The sequence below is a fragment of the Aeromonas sp. s6 genome, from assembly GCF_040907815.1.
In the GTDB taxonomy this organism is placed as follows: Bacteria; Pseudomonadota; Gammaproteobacteria; order Enterobacterales; family Aeromonadaceae; genus Aeromonas; species Aeromonas caviae.
In genome coordinates this window covers 178,922-197,389 of sequence record NZ_JBFOCN010000095.1, presented here as the reverse complement: position 1 = coordinate 197,389, position 18,468 = coordinate 178,922, and the positions used below count along the sequence as shown (strand labels likewise).

General features: G+C 60.2%; 20 protein-coding genes. 4 read left to right on the top strand and 16 right to left on the bottom strand.

Features of this window, described 5'->3' with window-relative positions:
- Nucleotides 1–12: 12 nt before the first annotated feature.
- From rplS to ffh, 5 genes are all read right to left on the bottom strand, one after another.
- Entirely contained in the window at nucleotides 13–360 is a 348-nt protein-coding gene (gene rplS, locus AB5Y50_RS15435) for a 50S ribosomal protein L19 (RefSeq protein ID WP_005313505.1), read from the bottom strand.
- A 32-nt stretch (nucleotides 361–392) separates the two neighbouring features.
- Nucleotides 393–1,142 (bottom strand): tRNA (guanosine(37)-N1)-methyltransferase TrmD, encoded by a 750-nt coding sequence (gene trmD / locus AB5Y50_RS15430; RefSeq protein ID WP_049636462.1) that lies wholly within the window; start codon nucleotides 1,140–1,142, stop codon nucleotides 393–395.
- 34 nt (nucleotides 1,143–1,176) lie between these two features.
- The gene (gene rimM / locus AB5Y50_RS15425) at nucleotides 1,177–1,698 is read right to left on the bottom strand and encodes a ribosome maturation factor RimM (RefSeq protein WP_039039979.1); all 522 of its coding nucleotides are present in this window, start codon (nucleotides 1,696–1,698) and stop codon (nucleotides 1,177–1,179) included.
- Between the two features lie 24 nt (nucleotides 1,699–1,722).
- Nucleotides 1,723–1,971, bottom strand: coding sequence for a 30S ribosomal protein S16 (gene rpsP, locus AB5Y50_RS15420; RefSeq protein ID WP_010673084.1), 249 nt, complete (start codon nucleotides 1,969–1,971; stop codon nucleotides 1,723–1,725).
- A 179-nt stretch (nucleotides 1,972–2,150) separates the two neighbouring features.
- Nucleotides 2,151–3,530 (bottom strand): signal recognition particle protein, encoded by a 1,380-nt coding sequence (ffh, locus tag AB5Y50_RS15415; RefSeq protein ID WP_010673083.1) that lies wholly within the window; start codon nucleotides 3,528–3,530, stop codon nucleotides 2,151–2,153.
- Between the two features lie 285 nt (nucleotides 3,531–3,815).
- Between ffh and ccsA the strand changes: the two genes are divergently transcribed.
- Both ccsA and AB5Y50_RS15405 read left to right on the top strand, forming a co-directional pair.
- Complete coding sequence (gene ccsA, locus AB5Y50_RS15410; RefSeq protein WP_039040017.1) at nucleotides 3,816–4,607, top strand: inner membrane protein YpjD; 792 nt, start codon at nucleotides 3,816–3,818, stop codon at nucleotides 4,605–4,607.
- Nucleotides 4,608–4,646: 39 nt separating this feature from the next.
- Nucleotides 4,647–5,927 carry an HlyC/CorC family transporter gene (locus tag AB5Y50_RS15405; RefSeq protein WP_010673081.1) on the top strand — a complete coding sequence of 427 codons (1,281 nt, stop codon included), beginning with the start codon at nucleotides 4,647–4,649 and terminating at the stop codon, nucleotides 5,925–5,927.
- Nucleotides 5,928–5,957: 30 nt separating this feature from the next.
- Here the strand turns inward: AB5Y50_RS15405 and AB5Y50_RS15400 are convergent, their stop codons facing one another.
- Nucleotides 5,958–6,425, bottom strand: coding sequence for an Rrf2 family transcriptional regulator (locus tag AB5Y50_RS15400; RefSeq protein ID WP_039039978.1), 468 nt, complete (start codon nucleotides 6,423–6,425; stop codon nucleotides 5,958–5,960).
- A gap of 111 nt (nucleotides 6,426–6,536) precedes the next feature.
- Between AB5Y50_RS15400 and hmpA the strand changes: the two genes are divergently transcribed.
- Nucleotides 6,537–7,730 (top strand): NO-inducible flavohemoprotein, encoded by a 1,194-nt coding sequence (hmpA, locus tag AB5Y50_RS15395; RefSeq protein ID WP_049636463.1) that lies wholly within the window; start codon nucleotides 6,537–6,539, stop codon nucleotides 7,728–7,730.
- Nucleotides 7,731–7,812: 82 nt separating this feature from the next.
- Here hmpA and AB5Y50_RS15390 read toward each other — a convergent pair whose 3' ends face one another.
- The 6 genes from AB5Y50_RS15390 to AB5Y50_RS15365 form a co-directional block, all read right to left on the bottom strand.
- A complete protein-coding gene (locus AB5Y50_RS15390) occupies nucleotides 7,813–8,466 on the bottom strand; it encodes a tetratricopeptide repeat protein (RefSeq protein ID WP_223931817.1) in 654 nt (217 codons plus the stop codon).
- A 402-nt stretch (nucleotides 8,467–8,868) separates the two neighbouring features.
- Entirely contained in the window at nucleotides 8,869–9,804 is a 936-nt protein-coding gene (gene mdh, locus AB5Y50_RS15385; protein ID WP_010673076.1) for a malate dehydrogenase, read from the bottom strand.
- Nucleotides 9,805–10,046: 242 nt separating this feature from the next.
- Nucleotides 10,047–10,709: an arginine ABC transporter permease ArtM gene (gene artM, locus AB5Y50_RS15380; RefSeq protein WP_010673075.1), complete on the bottom strand. Its 663-nt coding sequence runs from the start codon at nucleotides 10,707–10,709 to the stop codon at nucleotides 10,047–10,049.
- A 2-nt stretch (nucleotides 10,710–10,711) separates the two neighbouring features.
- Nucleotides 10,712–11,362, bottom strand: coding sequence for an arginine ABC transporter permease ArtQ (artQ, locus tag AB5Y50_RS15375; RefSeq protein WP_042014905.1), 651 nt, complete (start codon nucleotides 11,360–11,362; stop codon nucleotides 10,712–10,714).
- Nucleotides 11,363–11,365: 3 nt separating this feature from the next.
- Entirely contained in the window at nucleotides 11,366–12,103 is a 738-nt protein-coding gene (locus tag AB5Y50_RS15370; protein WP_010673073.1) for an arginine ABC transporter substrate-binding protein, read from the bottom strand.
- A 24-nt stretch (nucleotides 12,104–12,127) separates the two neighbouring features.
- Nucleotides 12,128–12,868, bottom strand: a complete 741-nt coding sequence (locus AB5Y50_RS15365; RefSeq protein ID WP_041214472.1) for an ATP-binding cassette domain-containing protein — start codon at nucleotides 12,866–12,868, stop codon at nucleotides 12,128–12,130.
- A 200-nt stretch (nucleotides 12,869–13,068) separates the two neighbouring features.
- Between AB5Y50_RS15365 and argR the strand changes: the two genes are divergently transcribed.
- Entirely contained in the window at nucleotides 13,069–13,539 is a 471-nt protein-coding gene (argR, locus tag AB5Y50_RS15360) for a transcriptional regulator ArgR (protein WP_005308670.1), read from the top strand.
- Between the two features lie 79 nt (nucleotides 13,540–13,618).
- On the opposite strand, the gene AB5Y50_RS15355 is transcribed toward argR, so the two are convergent.
- The 4 genes from AB5Y50_RS15355 to AB5Y50_RS15340 form a co-directional block, all read right to left on the bottom strand.
- The gene (locus tag AB5Y50_RS15355; protein WP_049636465.1) at nucleotides 13,619–14,524 is read right to left on the bottom strand and encodes a Dyp-type peroxidase; all 906 of its coding nucleotides are present in this window, start codon (nucleotides 14,522–14,524) and stop codon (nucleotides 13,619–13,621) included.
- Nucleotides 14,525–14,613: 89 nt separating this feature from the next.
- Entirely contained in the window at nucleotides 14,614–15,648 is a 1,035-nt protein-coding gene (locus AB5Y50_RS15350) for an ABC transporter ATP-binding protein (protein ID WP_049636466.1), read from the bottom strand.
- 40 nt (nucleotides 15,649–15,688) lie between these two features.
- Nucleotides 15,689–17,314 carry an iron ABC transporter permease gene (locus AB5Y50_RS15345; RefSeq protein ID WP_049636467.1) on the bottom strand — a complete coding sequence of 542 codons (1,626 nt, stop codon included), beginning with the start codon at nucleotides 17,312–17,314 and terminating at the stop codon, nucleotides 15,689–15,691.
- 39 nt (nucleotides 17,315–17,353) lie between these two features.
- Complete coding sequence (locus tag AB5Y50_RS15340) at nucleotides 17,354–18,361, bottom strand: Fe(3+) ABC transporter substrate-binding protein (RefSeq protein ID WP_039039971.1); 1,008 nt, start codon at nucleotides 18,359–18,361, stop codon at nucleotides 17,354–17,356.
- Nucleotides 18,362–18,468: the final 107 nt, after the last annotated feature.

Below are 18,468 nucleotides of genomic sequence, written 5' to 3'. Positions count from 1 at the left end.
ATTCGAATCGAATTAGTTGAGCTTCTCTTTGATACGAGCAGCTTTGCCGGACAGGTTGCGCAGGTAGTACAGTTTGGCGCGGCGAACATCACCACGACGCTTCAGTTCTACACTGTGGATCAGCGGAGAGTGAGTCTGGAATACACGCTCAACACCTTCGCCGTTGGAGATCTTGCGAACGGTGAAAGCAGAGTGCAGACCGCGGTTACGCTTGGCAATCACGATGCCTTCGAAAGCCTGCAGACGCTCTTTACCACCTTCTTTAACACGAACTTGAACACGTACGGTGTCGCCCTGGGCAAAAGCCGGGATGTCGGTACGCAGTTGCTCTTGTTCAAGCTGCTGAATAATCTTGCTCATTGTCTTTCCTTACCTAGGATAAACTGAAAACTCTACTTAACGCTGTCACGCACTTCGCGGACATACTCGGCAAGAAGTGATTCTTGCTCGTCAGTCAGAGCTAGGTTGTTAATAAGTTCCGGCCTTCTCTGCCAGGTTCGTCCGAGCGATTGCTTGAGTCGCCAGCGCCGAATCACTTCGTGATTGCCGCTTGTCAGCGCCTCGGGCACCGTCAGCCCATCCAACACCTCCGGCCGAGTATAGTGGGGATGATCCAGCAGCCCATCCGTGAAGGAGTCCTGCTCGGCACTGGCCTGATCACCCAAGACCCCCGGGACCAGACGCGAAACCGCATCGATCAGGGTCATGGCAGGCAACTCGCCACCACTTAACACGTAATCCCCGATAGACCACTCTTCGTCGACTTCGGTTTGTATCACGCGCTCATCGATACCTTCGTATCGACCGGCGACCAGAATCAGTTTCTGATTCATCGCCAACTCGGTCACGCCCGCTTGAGTCAGCTTGCGTCCCTGAGGAGAGAGATAGATGACTTTCGCCCCGTCTCCCGCCGCTTGCTTGGCTGCATGAATGGCATCACGCAGCGGCTGAACCATCATCAACATGCCGGGCCCACCACCATAAGGACGATCATCGACCGTACGGTGTTTGTCGTGGGTGAAGTCCCGAGGGTTCCAGCACTCAATCTGCAGCAGGCCACTCTTGACGGCCCGACCCGTTACCCCGTGCTCGGTAATGGCTCGGAACATTTCCGGGAAGAGGCTAATGACCCCAATCCACATAAGAAACCTCCGGCACCCGTGTTAGCGCGGGAAACTAGAAACCAGGATCCCAATCAACTTCGATTGTTCGAGCAGTCAGATCAATATTCTTGATCACCTGCTCTTCCAGGAACGGTATCAACCGCTCCTTTGCACCAAAGGCATCTTTTACATTGGCCTCAACCACCAACACATCGTTGGAGCCGGTTTCCATCAATTCGGTCACCTTGCCCAGGTCGTATCCCTTGGTGGTTACCACGGTGCAACCAATGAGGTCACGCCAGTAGAACTCCCCTTCGGGCAACGCAGGCAACAGATCGGCGGGGACGCCAATCTCGACGTTGGTCAATGCCAGGGCATCCTCACGCACATCGATACCATCGAGTTTGCAGATCAGACCCTTGTTGTGACGCTTCCAGGATGACACCCGGATTTCACGCCACGCCCCGTTCTGATTGATCAGCCAGGGGTTGTAATCGAAAATCGCTTCGGCAACATCGGTGAAGGAGTTCACTTTAAGCCAGCCCTTGATCCCGTAAACGGTTCCCAGGGTGCCCAGAACTACAGGTTTTTCCACCTTAACTCCCTACCGTTTGGCTGATTAAGCAGCTTTGGCAGCGTCTTTGATCAGCTTGGCAACGCGGTCAGAAACAGCGGCACCAGTAGCAACCCAATGCTCGATACGAGCCAGGTCCAGGTTCAGCTTTTCAGCGTTACCAGCAGCAACCGGGTTGAAGAAACCGACGCGCTCGATGAAACGACCGTCACGGGCGTTACGGCTGTCAGCAACTACTACCTGGTAGAACGGACGCTTTTTCGCGCCACCACGTTGTAAACGAATGGTTACCATATCGTCCTCATAAACATCTAATGAACAAGGCCTGCAAATACGCAGACCCTAGCTTAAAATAAGCCGCGTAATTCTACTTGGATTCGTAATAATTGCAACCAAGCCAGCTATTTTTTGCGCAGGAATTGGCATGAAAAAGGCTCACCAGGGTGAGCCTTTCTACCTGACCAGCAGGAAAATCAGAACGGACCGCGACCGCCACCACCGAATCCGGGGGGCAGCATGTTCTTCATCTGGCCCATCATCTTGCGCATGCCGCCCTTGCCGGACATTTTCTTCATCATGCGCTGCATCTCGGTGAACTGCTTGAGCAGCTTGTTCACATCCTGGACCTGCATGCCGGAGCCCGCAGCGATGCGGCGCTTGCGGGAGCCCTTGATGAGATCGGGATGGGCACGCTCTTTCGGCGTCATGGAGCTGATGATGGCCTCCATCCGCACGGTGAGCTTGTCATCCATCTGATCCTTGATGTTGTCCGGCAGGCCGGACATGCCAGGCAGCTTGTCGAGCATCCCCATCATGCCACCCATGTTGCGCATCTGGGCCAGCTGCTCACGGAAGTCTTCCAGATCGAAGCCCTTGCCACTCTTGACCTTGCTGGCCAGCTTGGCCGCCTTCTCTTTATCGACGTTGCGCTCCACCTCTTCGATGAGAGAGAGCACATCCCCCATACCGAGGATGCGGGAGGCGAGACGATCCGGATGGAACGGCTCCAGCGCGTCGGTCTTCTCGCCCATACCGATGAACTTGACCGGTTTGCCGGTGATGTGGCGCACCGACAGTGCGGCACCACCGCGGGCATCACCGTCTGCCTTGGTAAGGATCACACCGGTGAGCGGCAGCGCCTCGTTGAAGGCCTTGGCGGTATTGGCAGCATCCTGGCCTGTCATGGCATCCACCACGAACAGGGTTTCGACCGGCTTGATGGTGGCGTGCAGATCCTGGATCTCCGCCATCATTTCGCCATCGACGTGCAGACGACCGGCTGTATCGACGATCACCACGTCATAGAACTTCTTGCGCGCCTGATCGATGGCGGCAGTGGCAATGGCGATCGGTTTCTGGCTGGCATCACTCGGGAAGAAGTCGACACCGATGTCGCCCGCAAGGGTCTCAAGCTGCTTGATCGCCGCCGGACGGTAGACGTCCGCACTGACCACCAGCACCTTCTTCTTGCTGCGCTCCTTGAGCAGTTTGGCCAGTTTGCCGACCGTAGTGGTCTTACCGGCCCCCTGAAGACCTGCCATCAGGATGATGGCCGGCGGCTGGGCAGCCAGGTTGAGCTGTTCGTTGGCCTCCCCCATCACGGTGACCAGTTCGCCATGGACTATCTTGATGAAGGCCTGGCCCGGGCTCAGGGATTTGGCCACTTCCTGGCCCACGGCTCGTTCCTTGACGCGCGCCACAAAATCGCGCACCACCGGCAAGGCGACGTCCGCCTCGAGCAACGCCATGCGGACTTCGCGCAGGGTATCCTTGATATTCTCTTCGGTCAGACGGCCGCGGCCGCTGACGTTGCGCAGGGTGCGCGAGAGTCGTTCAGTCAAATTCTCAAACATGACGCTTTCCGGTTCTTGGCGTGACACTGGGGGCATTATACCCCGGTCAGCACTCTAGGGACGATTACTCGCCGCTTGCCGCGGCGGCCTGCCATCGAACGGGCAGGTCAACAAATGGAGGGCAGTATACCCCAGTCAACGCCGGAGGACGATTATTCGCCGCACGGTGACCATCAACGCCTACTTATATGTGGGCAGTTAGCCTCTGGCACAACTGGCGAGCATATCTTGTGCAAGGTATACTGCCCCTCTTATCCATAAAGCTTGTTTGACAACGACCTGGTTATGATCGTGATCTCTGTTCTGGCCCTGGCGTTTTACCTGCTGGCCATCATCGCCTCACTGCACCTGCTGCTCAGCGCCAAGCCCGTCGGGCAAGTATCGCTGTTCGCCTGTGTCGGCCTGGCCCTGACCGCCCATGGCATGGCGGTGGGCAGCGAAGTGCTGGCCACCCATTCCGGCCAGAATCTCAGCATGTTGAACGTGGCGTCCCTGGTCAGCCTTATCATCAGTTGCTTCATGACCTGCGTCACCCGACGCTTCAACGGCTGGATCCTGCTGCCCGTCGTCTACAGTTTTTCAGCCCTGCTGCTGGCAGCCAGCGCGCTCATTCCCGGGCGCTACATCACCCATCTGGAAGCGCACCCCCAGTTACTGCTGCACATAGGCCTCGCGCTGATGGCCTATTCGGTACTGATGATCGCCTGCTTGTTTGCCCTCCAGCTTGCCTGCCTGGACAGGCAACTGAAATCCAGAAAGATCAGCCACCTGCCAGCCATGCCACCCCTGATGACGGTGGAGAAGCGTCTGTTTCAGCTCATTTCCGCAGGTCTGCTGCTGCTGACTCTCTCCATCGCATCCGGCCTGTTCTTCCTAGAAGACATGTTTGCCCAGGGCAAGTCCCACAAGGCCATCCTCTCTATCCTGGCCTGGTGCGTCTACGCTCTGCTGCTCTGGGGTCACCATACCCGTGGCTGGCGCGGCCGCAAGGTCATCATGCTGAGCCTCATCGGCAGCTTCATCCTGACACTGGCCTATTTTGGCAGCCGTTTCGTCAAGGAAGTGCTGCTTAGCTGACACACGAACATTCCCCAACCATCCTTACAGGAGCCCTTCTTGGACAGTATCTCAACGAGTACATTGCTGATTGTTCTCGTTATCTTGATCCTTTTGTCAGCCTTCTTCTCCAGTTCCGAAACAGGTCTGATGTCGCTCAACCGCTACAAGCTGCGGCATCTGGCCCAGACCAAGCACAAGGCTGCCCGCCGGGTCGAGAAGCTGCTGGCCAGGCCGGACCGCCTGCTTGGCCTCATTCTCATCGGCAACAATCTGGTCAACATCCTGGCCTCCGCCATCGCGACCATCGTCTGCATCCGGCTGTTCGGGGATCTCGGCGTCGCCATTGCCACCTTCGGGCTGACCCTGGTGGTGCTGGTATTCGGGGAAGTCACCCCCAAGACACTGGCGGCCATGTTCCCCGAGCGGATAGCCTACCCTGCCTCTTGGATCCTCAAGGGGCTGATGGTGCCGTTCGCCCCCCTTGTCTGGCTCATCAACAGCATCACGAACCTGCTGCTGAAACTCTTGCGTCTCGAGCACAACAAGGATGATTCCCTCAATTCCGAAGAGCTGCGCACCATCGTCAACGAGGCGGGCAATCTCATTCCCAAGCACCACCAGGAGATGCTGATAAGCATCCTGGATCTCGACAAGATGACGGTGGAGAACATCATGGTCCCGCGCAGCGAGATCTCCGCCATCGACATCAATGACGACTGGAAGATCATACTGCGCCAGCTGGCCCACTGCGCCCACACCAAGATCCTGCTCTATCGCGACAACATCGATGACGTCGTCGGCTTCCTGCACTCACGGGATGCCCTGAGACTGGTCGCCCGGGATCAGTTCAGCAAGTCCAGCCTGCTGCGGGAAGTCGACCCCATCTATTTCATCCCCCAGGGGACCCCCCTCAACGTGCAGTTGGCCAAGTTCCAGCGCAACAAGGAGCGAATTGGCCTTATCGTCGACGAATATGGCGATATTCAGGGGCTGATCACCCTGGACGACATCCTGGAAGAGATTGTCGGTGACTTCACCACCTCCATGACACCGACCCCGAGTGACGAGATCCATCCCCAGCCGGACGGCTCCTTCCTGGTCGAAGGCTCCGCCAGCATCCGCGAGCTGAACAAGGAGATGGACTGGCACCTGCCCATGGACGGCCCACGGACCCTCAATGGCGCAATCCTGGAGTACCTTGAGGAGATCCCCCAACCCAACATCAGTGTCAGGCTGGCGGGCTACCCTATCGAGATTCTCGAAGTGGAGAACAACATGGTGAAGATGGCGAGGATCATGCCGCACCTGTACCGGGACGATTCAGGGTACGAGGATTGAAAAAAGGCTGCCAATGGCAGCCTTTTTGTTTCACTCGCTCTCGTCATCCGGCTCCAGCACCAGAGTGGGGATGAGCTCACCGAACACCTGCTGCAACTCGTCACGGTTTGCCAGCAAATCCTGCAGCGTATAACCATCCATCACCGCGAGGAAGGCGTTCATCGCCTCCTTCAAGGCACTCTTGAGCAGACAGACGGAGACGATATGGCAGACCGGGGAGCTGCAGTCGATCCCGTCCAGATTGCCTTCCAACGCCCGGATCACTTGCCCGATATTGATCTCGTCGGGGGAGCGCGCCATGCGGATGCCACCATTCTTGCCGCGTTGTGACTGCAGATAGCCCAGTTTTACCAACTGGTTCACCACCTTCACCATGTGGTTGCGGGATACGTCGTACAAGGCGGATACCTTGGCCACGCTCGACAGTTCCCCCTCCGGCAGGGTGGCCAGATAGAGCAGGGCTCTCAATCCAAAATCGGTATAGCTCGTTAGTCTCATAGTGCCTGTAGCGCCTAGCGCGAAGAATTGATGATTGATCCAGATCAATTAAACATTTAGGATGCAACTTAATAAATGACATTCCAGATGTTCAATTAGAAAGGACCTCCTATGTTAGACCAAGCCACCATCGCCGTCATCAAGAGCACCATTCCTTTGCTCGAATCGGCGGGCCCTGACCTCACACGGCACTTTTATCAGCGCATGTTCAGCCACAATCCCGAGTTGAAGGATGTCTTCAACCTGGCTCACCAGCGTAGCGGGGGGCAACCCTTGGCACTGTTCAGTGCGGTGGCGGCCTATGCCAGGAACATCGACAATCTGGGGGCCCTGGCCGGAGCCGTTGAACGCATCGCCCACAAACACACGGGTTTCCTGATCCAGCCGGAACAATATCACATTGTGGGTAGTCATCTCTTGGCCACGCTCAAAGAAATGGGTGGCAACGCTGTCACGGAGGAGGTCCTTACCGCCTGGGGCAAGGCGTACGGTGTGCTGGCCGACATCTTTATCGGCCGGGAGAGCGAGCTCTATCGGGAGAAGGCAAGCCAGGACGGTGGTTGGCAGGGAACCCGCTCTTTCATCATCAAGGAGAAGCGTCAGGAGAGTGAACTCATCACCTCTTTCGTCCTGGCCCCCCTCGATGGCAACCCCGTGTTGCGTTTCAAACCGGGGCAATATCTCAGTATCAAGCTGGTTCATCCCGCCCTCGAGCATCAGGAGATCCGCCAGTATTCCCTCTCGGACGCCCCCAATGGCCGCGACTACCGCATCAGCGTCAAGCGAGAACCCAGGGGTCAGGCCTCCAACCTGTTGCATGATCATCTTCACATCGGTGACACGCTCGACATCATGCCGCCGGCCGGCGACTTTTTCCTGCAAGAGGAGACAGACACGCCTGTGGTGCTGATCTCCGCCGGGGTCGGCCTCACCCCCATGCTGAGCATGCTCAACCACTTGCTGGCCGATGGCCCGGATATGGATATTCGCTGGCTTCACGCCTGCGAACATGGCGCCCACCACGCGTTCAGGGACGAGATCCGGGCAAAGAGCAGGCAACACGGGAAACTGGAGAGCCGGATCTGGTATCGGGAGCCGGGGGAGCAGGATGTCAAAGGAGAGGATTACGACTTCAGTGGCACTCTGGCACTGGAGCAGGTCACCGACCTCATTCCGGCCGACGCCCACTACTATTTCTGCGGCCCTGTCCCGTTCATGAAGGCAGTCAAAGCTCAGCTGGAGAATGTGGGCGTGCCTGCCGAGCGGATGCACTACGAGGTCTTCGGCCCCCATCAGGGCCTCTGATCCCTCCCCTGACCGGGAAAATGCACAAGGCCCACAAGCACAGCTTCGTGGGCCTTGTAATATCAAAGCGGGCTACCAGCACTCAGTGCATCGCCTTGGCACGGGCGATGGCATTGGCGGGCATCCGGTTGCCGAGCCGGCTGAGCAGGCTCGCCGCCTTCTGGTGCATGGCCTTGTCGCCGATGACGGCGCCGTGCAGCCAGTGATACGCCTCCTCGTAATCCAGGGGACTCCCCATGCCCTGCAGCAACATCTCCACCCACTCCATCTGTGCCCGCAAGAAGCCGAGGCTCGCGGCTTCCCGCATCAGGGTCTCGGCCCGCACCAGATCTTTCTGGACCAGGATCCCCTTCCAGTAATAGCGGCCAAGCTGTTCCAGCGCCGGTGCCAGCCCCTGGTTGGCGGCCTCCCACATGTACTGCACCCCGATCTGGGCGTCCGGCTTGGTGCAAACTCCCCAGGCCAGCATGTCCCCCCAGAGGAACTGATAGGCAGGGATCTTCATCACCGAGGCCCGCGCCTCGATATCCTGGGTGAGCTGGCACCTGTCCTGTTTCACCCGGGCCAGATGGCGCCCCTGCTCTATCCAGTTGAGCAGTTCGTCCTGGCGATAGAGCGGCACGGCCTGCAACTCTCCCGCAGCAGCGGATGCCTGCGTCGTCGCCCTGGGCAGCGGCGCCGGGGCCGGGGCAGATGCCACGGGGGCGGCAGCGGCCGGCACCGCGGTTGACGGCATGGGAGCTGTGGCCACACTGGCCGAGGACTCCGCAACCGGTGCTGGGACCGGGGCGGTCGATGGCAAGGCCGCCGAGGGCGTCGGTGCTGTGGCCGGACTGGCCGAGGGCTCCGCAACCGGTGTTGGGACCGGGGCGGTCGATGGCAAGGCCGCCGAGGGCGTCGGGACGGGAGCGGCCGTGACCGCCGTCGACTGGGGTTGCGCAGCGGCCGAGGTGGGCTCCGCACCCTGCAAAGGGAAGCTGCACACACCGATAATGGCGATGAGGGTTCTTGGTTTTATCATAGGGATCTCCTGCTGCCTTCTGTTATCGGCAGCCAGAGCCATCTCCTTAGCCCGCTACACCCAACCCCGAAAATGACAAAGGGGAGCCTGGGCTCCCCTTGCGGTCGACGTAGCAACTTACTTGACGAAGTCGACGCCCAGCTGGATGTCGGCCTTCAGGGTGGCCAGCATGCTGTCCATCGCTTCCTGCTCGAAGGCGCTCAGCTTGCCGTAGTCCAGCACGGTTTCGACACCGTTCTTGCCGAGCAGCACCGGCTGCGCGAAGAAGGTGGCGTGCTCTCCGTTGCCTTCCACATAGGCACACTCGATGACGTTGGCTTCCCCTTGCAGACCCTTGATGAGCGACAGACCGAAACGGCAGGCTGCCTGACCCATGGAGAGAGTGGCGGAACCGCCACCGGCCTTGGCTTCCACCACTTCGGTACCGGCATTCTGGATGCGCTTGGTCATGGCAGCCACTTCCTCAGCGGTGAAGCTGGCGCCTTCAACCTGGGAGAGCAGCGGCAGAATGGTCACGCCACTGTGACCGCCGATGACGTTGACGCGCACCTTGTCAACGTTCAGGCCCTTGGCTTCGGCCACGAAGGTCTCGCCACGGATCACATCCAGGGTGGTCACGCCGAACAGGCGACGCTTGTCATAGACACCGGCTTTCTTCAGCACTTCGGCGGCGATGGCGACCGTGGTGTTGACCGGGTTGGTGATGATGCCGATCAGTGCTTTCGGGCAGGAAGCGGCACACTTTTCCACCAGGTTCTTGACGATACCGGCGTTGATGTTGAACAGGTCGGAACGGTCCATGCCGGGCTTGCGCGCCACGCCGGCAGAGATCAGCACGACATCGGCGCCGACCAGAGCCGGGCTCGGATCTTCACCGCAGAAACCTTTTACTTTCACGTCAGTCGGGATGTGGCTCAGGTCCGCCGCCACGCCCGGAGTGACCGGGGCAATGTCATACAGGCTCAGTTCGGAACCGGCAGGCAGGCGGTTTTTCAACAGCAGAGCGAGGGCTTGGCCGATGCCACCGGCGGCACCCAGAACGGCAACTTTCATGATCAACTCCATGTCTAAGCGTAGGTTTAAGGTTGTTTCTAGTTGGGTTAACGCTGATTCTTATTGTGCGCCTCACCTTAAAGGATCCCCTCCTAAAAAACAATCTGATAACAGTTGTAATCACGGGTTCTGTGAGCCAGGGAACAAGCGGCGATGAAAGCGGAGAGGAATATGCGATAAATGGGAGGAAAGACACAGATTTCCTGTGCTCCCCTCACCATTAAGAGGTAAATGTGACTGCTTCAGGACTGGAAAGCCAGTGCTCGACGCTCACACCAGCGGAAACCAATTGTTAACAATCCATTCATGGTCAGATAGAGCGCTCCGGCCACAGTGAACACCGCCAGAGTGTCATAGGTCTGGGCATTGAGACGCTGGGCCAGCCCCATGATGTCCATGATGGTGATGGTACTGGCGAGCGAACTCCCCTTGAGCACCAGGATCACCTCGTTGGAATAGGCGGGGACCAGCCGACGGGCGGCATGGCGGGTCTTCATCCACAGGGTCTGTCCGGCCGAGAAGCCGAGCGCACGGCAGGCCTCCACCTCACCGGCGGGGATGGCGTCGAGCGCCCCCTTGAACAACCGGGTGGAGTAGGCTGCGGTATTGAAACCGAGCGCCAGCACGGCGCAGAACCAGGGTTGCTTGAGCAGCGGCCAGAGCGGCCCCGCCTTGAGCCATTCAAACTGGCCAGGCCCGTAGTAAATGAGAAAGATCTGGATGAGCAGCGGCGTACCGGTAAAGACCAGTACCCAGAGCTGCACCAGCTGGGTCGCCACCGGAATGCGACGCTCCAGCACCCAGGTCATGCCGGCCGCCATCAGCACGCCCAGCAACAAGCTGAACGCGGTGAGCTGCAGGGTGATCGCCAGCCCTCCCAGCAGGGTCATCAGGTAATCCTGCATGGTCAGCCTCCGTAACGGCGGGTATAGCGGGACGCCTGCTTCAAGCCGAATTCACTCACCAGACTGATGGCCAGATAGATGAGGGCGGCAGCGGCGTACCAGGTGAAGGGTTGATAGGTGCTGGCCGAAGCCATCTGTGCCTGACGCATCATCTCGTTCACCCCGATGAGAGAGACCAGGGCGGTGTCTTTCAACAGCACCAGCCACTGGTTGCCGAGCCCGGGCAGGGCGTGACGCCAGGCCTGGGGCAGCACGATGCGAAAGAAGGTGTGCCCCTTGCCCAGGCCGAGCGCCTGCGCCGCCAGCCGCTGCCCAGGGGGCACCGCATTGAGGGCGGCACGCAGGGTCTGGGTGGCGTAGCTCGCAAACAGCAGGGAGAGCGCCAGCACACCGCAGGCGAACGGGCTGAACTCCACATACTCCCCGGTGATGAGGAACAGCACCTGGGTCGAGCCGAAGTAGATGAAGAGCACCACCAGCAACTCGGGCAGACCACGGATCAAGGTGGTCAGGGTGGCCACGGGCCACACCAACGCACGCTGCTTGCTCAACTCAGCCGCACTGAATGCCAGTGCCAGCACCATGCCACCGACCAGGGATGCCAGGGCCAGCCCGAGGGTCATCCAGGCTGCATCCAACAACAGGCTCAACATGGCTTACTGCGCGAAGTACTTGTCATAGATCTTCTGATAGGTGCCGTTGGCCTTGATCTCGGCCAGCCCCTTGTTCAGCTGGGTCAGCAGCTCCTGGTTGCCCTTGGCCACCGCGATGCCAAAACCGGTACCGAAGTACTTGGCGTCGGTCACCGGGGTACCGACCACGGCGTATTCCTTGTGCTGCTTGAGCCAGTCCGCGGCCACCGCCGTATCGGCAAACACGCCGTCAGTGCGGCCATTCATCATGTCGAGGAAGGCGCTCTGGTAGCTGGCGTAGGGCACGGTCAGCAGACCCTTGCTCACCCAGTTGTCCACCAGATAGGACTGGTGAGAGGTGCCGTTCTGCACGCCGACTGTCTTGTCCACCAGATCGTCCGGCCCCTTGAAGGTCTCTTTCTTGGCGACGAACACCGCGGAGTTCTCGTAATAGATATCGGAGAAGTCGACCTGGGCAGCCCGCTCCGGGGTCACGTCCATGGCGGCGATGACGGCATCATAGCGACGGAACTTGAGGCTGGGGATCAGGCTGTCGAAGGCCTGGTTGTGGAAGCTGCACTCCAGCTTGGCCTGCTCGCAGACAGCGCGGGCCAGATCGATGTCAAACCCCTGGAACTCGTTCTTGTCATCCAGGTATTCGAACGGCGCATAGGTTGCCTCGGTGGCGAACTTGATCTCTTTGGCCAGCACAGAAGTGCTCAGCAGACCCATGGCGGCGATCAGCAACAGACTCTTTTTCATGACAGCTTCCTTATCGACTCAATATCAATGCATCAAGAATTCGGCAAACCGGCTGGTTTGCGGGGACTGGAAGATGGCGGCGGTGCCAGATTCGATGATCCGCCCCTTCTCCAGATAGATCACCTGACTGGCCACCTTGCGGGCGAACTCCACCTCGTGGGTCACCACTACCTGGGTGATGCCGGTCTGGCTCAGGGTGCGGATGATCTCCGCCACCTCTTTGGTAATTTCGGGATCCAGGGCAGCCGTCGGTTCGTCAAACAGCAGCACCTGGGGATCCATCATCAGGGTCCGGGCAATGGCGACCCGCTGCTGCTGGCCACCGGAAAGCCGTGCGGGCCAGGCGTCCCGTTTGTCGGCCAGTTGCAGCTGGGCCAGCAGATAGGCCCCTTTCTCGATGGCCGCCTCGCGGCTCATGCCGAGCACCTTGACGGGCGCTTCAATCAGATTCTCCATCACGGTGAGGTGCGGCCACAGATTGTACTGCTGGAACACCATGCCCACCTTGCGGCGCAGCGCCTGTGCCTGACGGTTGAATTCGGCAGTAGAGAGGCTGGACGGGAAAGAAAATTCACTGTCTGCGATGCGCAACACACCGGCATCCGGCGTGTCCAGCAAGTTCATCATGCGCAGCAGAGAGCTCTTGCCTGCCCCGCTCGGGCCCAGCAATACCAAGGTCTCGCCGGGAGCAGTCCGAAAGCTCACCTGCTGCAGTACCGGCACCTTGTGCCAGGATTTTTCGATGCCGATTAATTCGATACCCATACAGCCCAATTGAATAAGTTTTCAAAATTTCGTCCTGATTCTAGCGTCAGCATAAGTTGATGCAAGCTATATTTGAATCAATATGCAGAACAAGCGCCGCTTCCTTGCCAAAACAGGCATATGAATGCAAAATAGCAGCGCTGTTCGTATCTGCCGCCTGAGCGTGACAGGCGGTCACTCCCCTCATTCGTGAGTCCAAGATGAAACATAACGACAAGCAAGAAAAACTGGCCAAGGCCTTTAAAGCCTTGCTGAAAGAGGAGCGTTTCGGCTCCCAGGCAGAGATAGTGACTGCCCTGCAAGAGATGGGCTTCGAGAACATCAACCAGTCCAAGGTCTCGCGCATGCTGAGCCGCTTCGGCGCCGTTCGCACCCGCAATGCCAAGATGGAGATGGTCTACTGTCTGCCGGTGGAACTGGGCGTGCCCACCACCTCCAGCCCCCTCAAGAACCTGGTGCTGGATGTCGACCACAACGGCGCTCTGGTGGTGATCCACACCAGCCCCGGCGCAGCCCAGCTGATCGCCCGCCTGCTTGACTCCCTCGGCAAGGCCGAAGGGATCCTCGGCACCATCGCCGGTGATGACACCATCTTCATCACCCCGACCAGCGATACCGACATCGAGGAGCTCTACCTCTCCGCCCTCGAGCTGTTCGAGCAGACGCCCTGATCCGGTCGCCTTGGGCGATCCGCACAAAAATCCCGGCCTTGGCCGGGATTTTTTGTTTTGAGCGGTCGGTAGGCCGGGCTTATTTGCCCTCGGCCACCAGAAAATCGACGGAAGGGGCGAAGAAGGCCGCGCCGGTCACCGCCCGGGTGAAGCGCAGCAGGTGATCGAAGTGGCTCCCCTCCCCCTTGTACATACTGGCCAGCATGGCGTTGAAGTGCAGCGGCGTGCGGCAGCAGGAGATGAAGTAGAGCCCCTGCTCGCTCATGGTGCCCCAGGGCATGCTCTGGCGCAGGATCTCCATGGACTCCCCCTTCGGGGTCTTGAGGTTGACCCGCTTGATGTGGGAAGTGAGCGGCTTGTCGGCGGACTCGTATTCGATGTTGTCGACCTTGGTGCGACCTATGATGTCTTCCTGCTCCTTCAGGGCCAGCTTCTCCCAGTCGCTCATGGCGTGGACCCAGCGCTGCACGTGGATATAGGAGCCACCGGCGAACTCGCCGCCGTCCAGCAACGCCACCTCGGCGCGGTGCTCATCCTGCGGGTTCTCGGTGCCGTCGACGAAACCGGTCAGATCCCGGCAATCCTGGTTGCGAAAACCACGGACTTCCTCGGCCAATTCAACAAGCCCGGCCAGCAGGGCCATGACGCGATGACCGGCATGATGCAGCACGTCCACCCGATCAGCACGCAATTGTACGAAGAGATCGAACGGGGTATTGGGGGCCTCCTGACCGTTGGCGGATTGCGCCATGAAACCGCGGAACTGGGGCGGCCGGGCGACAGGATAGAGATCATCCCAGGCGTCGGCCCCGACGGCGACCAGACCGCTGAAGGCCGCATCGGGGAAGTCGGCGCTCACCGCCTCCCAGAGTGCTGGCAGGCTGGCCAGGCGGGAGGTCAGGGCAGCGGCGTCACCGGTGCGATTGAACATCAGATAGAGGGCGTGCAGATTCGGCTCTGCGCAGATCCCGGCTTGGGCTTTCATGTCTCTCTCCAAGTGCGTTGGCTATGGGCGTGGCGCGATTATAAACCAGCGCGCTTCCAGTTCATTGATTTCACGACAATACCACGCACTCAGGGCAAGGGGTCAAACAACACCAGGGCATGAGGCGCCACGGTCACCCGCGCGCGCTCCCCTTCCAGAGGCTCACCGATGCTGGCTTCCAGTTGCTGGCCGCCACACTCCACCAGTACCCGGCAGTGATGGCCCAGGAACTGTTGCTCACGCACCCGGAGCTCACCGTCATCCGCCGCCGTCAGCGCCAGTTGCTGGGGTCTGAGCATGAGCTGCAACCGCGCCCCCACCGCGCGGCCATGGGGCTCCTGACCGCAGATGGTTCCAAGGAGGGTCTGCACGCAGTGACTGTCCACCACCTCTGCCGCCAGATAATTGACCCCGCCGAGAAACTCCGCCACGAAGCGGTTCCCGGGGCGGCGATAGAGCTGCTCCGGCTCCCCCACCTGCTCGATGCGACCGGCGCGAAACAAAGCCAGCCGGTCGGCGAAGGCGAAGGCCTCTTCCTTGCTGTGGCTGACGAAGATGGCACCAATGCCCTGCTGTTTGAGCAGGGCGCGGATCTCGAGGATCAGTTTCATCCGCACCTGGGTGTCGATGTTGGAGAAGGGCTCGTCCAGCAGCATCAGGCGCGGCTTGCACACCAGGGCGCGGGCGATGGCCACCCGCTGCTGCTGGCCGCCGGAGAGCTGGTGGGGATAGCGCTCCCCCAACCCCTGCAGGTTGACCAGCGCCAGCGCCTCTTCCACCTGCTGCTGGCGGCTGCCGCGATCTTGCCCGGTCAGGCCGAAGCCGACGTTCTCGGCCACCGTCAGGTGAGGAAAGAGAGCGTAATCCTGGAAGATCATGCCGATATGGCGGGCCTCCGGCGGCACACTCACGCCGGGGGCATCGAGCAGGGTCTCTCCCAGCCGGATCTCCCCCTGGGCCAGGGGCAGCAGACCGGCCACCGCCTTGAGCAGCGTGGTCTTGCCACAGCCGCTGGCCCCCAGCAGACAGACTATCTCGTTGTCGGCCACCTGCAGGGAGAGCTGCTCCAGCACGGGGCGGCCATTGTAGTGACAGCTGACCTTCTCGATATTCAGGCAGGACAAGGTTCTTTTCCTCTCGCGTAGTGATGCCGGACGGGGCCGCTCAATGGCCTGGACCATCCAGGGTACGGTTGATCCACAGCAGGGGAACCAGCCCCACCAGCACGATGACGATGGCACCGAGCGCCCCCCGCTCCAGCATCTCGTCCGAGACGAACTGATAGACGTGGGTCGCCAGGGTTTCGAAGTTGAACGGCCGCAGCAGCAGGGCGGCGGGCAGCTCCTTCATGGATTCGATGAACACCAGCATGGCGCCGGCAAAGAGGCCGCGCCGTACCAGCGGCAGGTGAATGCGACGCAGCATGCCGCCCGCCCCCTGCCCCAGAGAGCGGGCCGCCATGTCGAGGCTGGGGGAGATCTTGCTCATGCTGCTCTCCACCGACCCGATGGCGATGGCCACGAAGCGCACCAGATAGCCGAACACGATGGCGGCGAGGGTGCCGGTCAGGAGCAGACCGGGGCCCGGCATCCCGAGCCACTCGGCCAGATCGTTGATGCCAAAATCAAGGGCCGTGAGCGGCACCAGCACGCCGATGGCCAGCACGGTCCCCGGCATGGCATAGCCCATGGCGGCGAGGCGAAGGGGCAGCAGGCTGCGAGTCCCCCCATCGAGGCGACGGAAGAAGCCGAGCAGCAGGGCAATGGCCATGGCCAGCAGGGCGGTCAGGGCCGAGATGGCAAGGCTGTTGCCCGCAAAGCGCACGAATTCGGGCGTCCACGACAGCGCGAAGTAACGCACCCCGTAATCGAACAGGATGACGAACGGCAGGGCGAACCCCGCCAGCACCAGGCCCCAGCACCAGAGCCCGGCCAGCACGCCCCTCAGGCCCCCGAGGGGGTAACGCAGGGGCTGCTCGAAGCCCATGGACTTCTGGAACACCTGCTGGCGCTGGCGGGAGCGGCGCTCCAGCGCGATGAGCAGCACCACCGCCAGCAGCATCAGACAGGAGAGCTTGGCGGCGGTCGCCAGGCTGCCGTAGCCGAGCCAGGTGTCGTAGATGGCGGTGGTCAGGGTGTTGATGGCAAAGAAGTGGACGGTGGCAAAGTCCGCCAGAGTTTCCATCGCGACCAGAGATGCCCCCACCATGATGGCCGGGCGGGCCAGGGGGAGGCTCAGGCGGCGAAAGCTCTGCCAGGGGGTGCAGCCGAGCAGACGGCTGGAGTGAATGAGGCTGACCGACTGCTCCAGGAAGGAGGCCCGTGCCAGCAGATAGACATAGGGGAAAAGCACCAGCGCCAGCACCCAGGCGGCGCCCCCGAGGGAGCGAATGGCCGGGAACCAGTAGTCGGCCGGTCCCTGCCAGCCAAACAGGGCACGCAGCCCCGCCTGCAGCGGGCCCGAGTAGTCGAGCAGGTCGGTATAGACGTAGGCCACGATATAGGAGGGCATCGCCATGGGCAGCATCAGCGCCCATTGCAGGGCGCGGCGCCCCGGCACCTCGCACATGGCCACCAGCCAGGCGGTGGGCACTCCGAACAGCAGGCTGAGGCAGACCACCCCCAGCACCAGACCGGACGTGTTTCGCAGATAGTCGGGCAGTACGGTATCGGCGAGGTGGGCAAACAGTTCCCCATCAGCCGAGAAGGCGGAGAAGACCAGGGCGAGTACCGGCAAACCCAGCAGCAGGGCGGTGGCCCAGCTGCCGGCAATCCATCCAAAATGTTTCATGAGTCCACAGAAGTTGATGGGGCCGTTGGCCCCATCTGATTACAAGTCGAATTTCACTTCATCCAGCAGTTGCAAGGCGTCCTTGCGGTGCTTGGCATAATCGCTGACCGGCATGGGGTCAGACTTGAACGTGCCCCAGGACTTGACCATGGCAGAAGGCTCGACCCCCGCCTTGACCGGGTACTCGGCATTCACATCAGCATACATGTGCTGGGCGGTATCCCCGGAGAGGAACTCCATCAGCTTCTGTGCTGCGTCCTTGTTCTTGGCATACTTGGTCATGGCCACGCCGCTCACGTTGACGTGGGCACCGCGATCACCCTGGTTCGGGAAGTTGATTTCCACCGCGTCGGCCCAGGACTTCTGCGCCGGGTCCTTCAACATGGCACCCAGGTAGTAGCTGTTGCCTAGGGAGACATCACAGATGCCGTCCTTGATCGCCTTGACCTGATCACGGTCGTTGCCCTGGGGCTTGCGCGCCAGGTTGGCCTTGACCCCTTCCAGCCAGGTCTTGGTATCCGCCATGCCGTGATGGGCAATCATGGACGAAACCAGCGCCACATTGTACTCGTGCTTGCCACTACGGGTACAAATTTTTCCTTTGAATTCAGGCTTGACCAGATCTTCGTAGCGGATGGTGTCGAGCTTGCCAAGACGCTCCTTGCTGGAGTAGATGGCACGCACCCGGGTGGTCAGGGCGAACCAGCGGTTGTCCGGATCGCGATAGATGGAGGGGATGTTCTCCTGCAGCGTCTTGCTGTCCACCGGCTGCACCAAGTCCTTGTCCACCAGCTCGGTCAGACGGCTGATGTCCACGGTCAGCATCAGATCTGCCGGAGAGAGCTTGCCTTCCCGTTCCAGACGCTCGTTCAGCCCCTCTTTGGCAAACACCACATTGACCTTGATCCCGGTCTCCTTCTCGAACTGCTGGATGATGGGCTTGATCAGCTCATCCTGACGGTTCGAATAGACGTTTACCTCCTGGGCGGCGAACGCCGACTGGGCGACAAGCGTGGAGAAAGCCAGTGCCAACATCTTCATTTTCATCATCCGTTCCTTGTCTGCGTAAAGAGTGATAACCATTTTCGTTTGCATTCTGCATGAATCGGGAGGAGAGGATCAAGGCGGTTTGCTGGGTTGGAACGATCTATTTA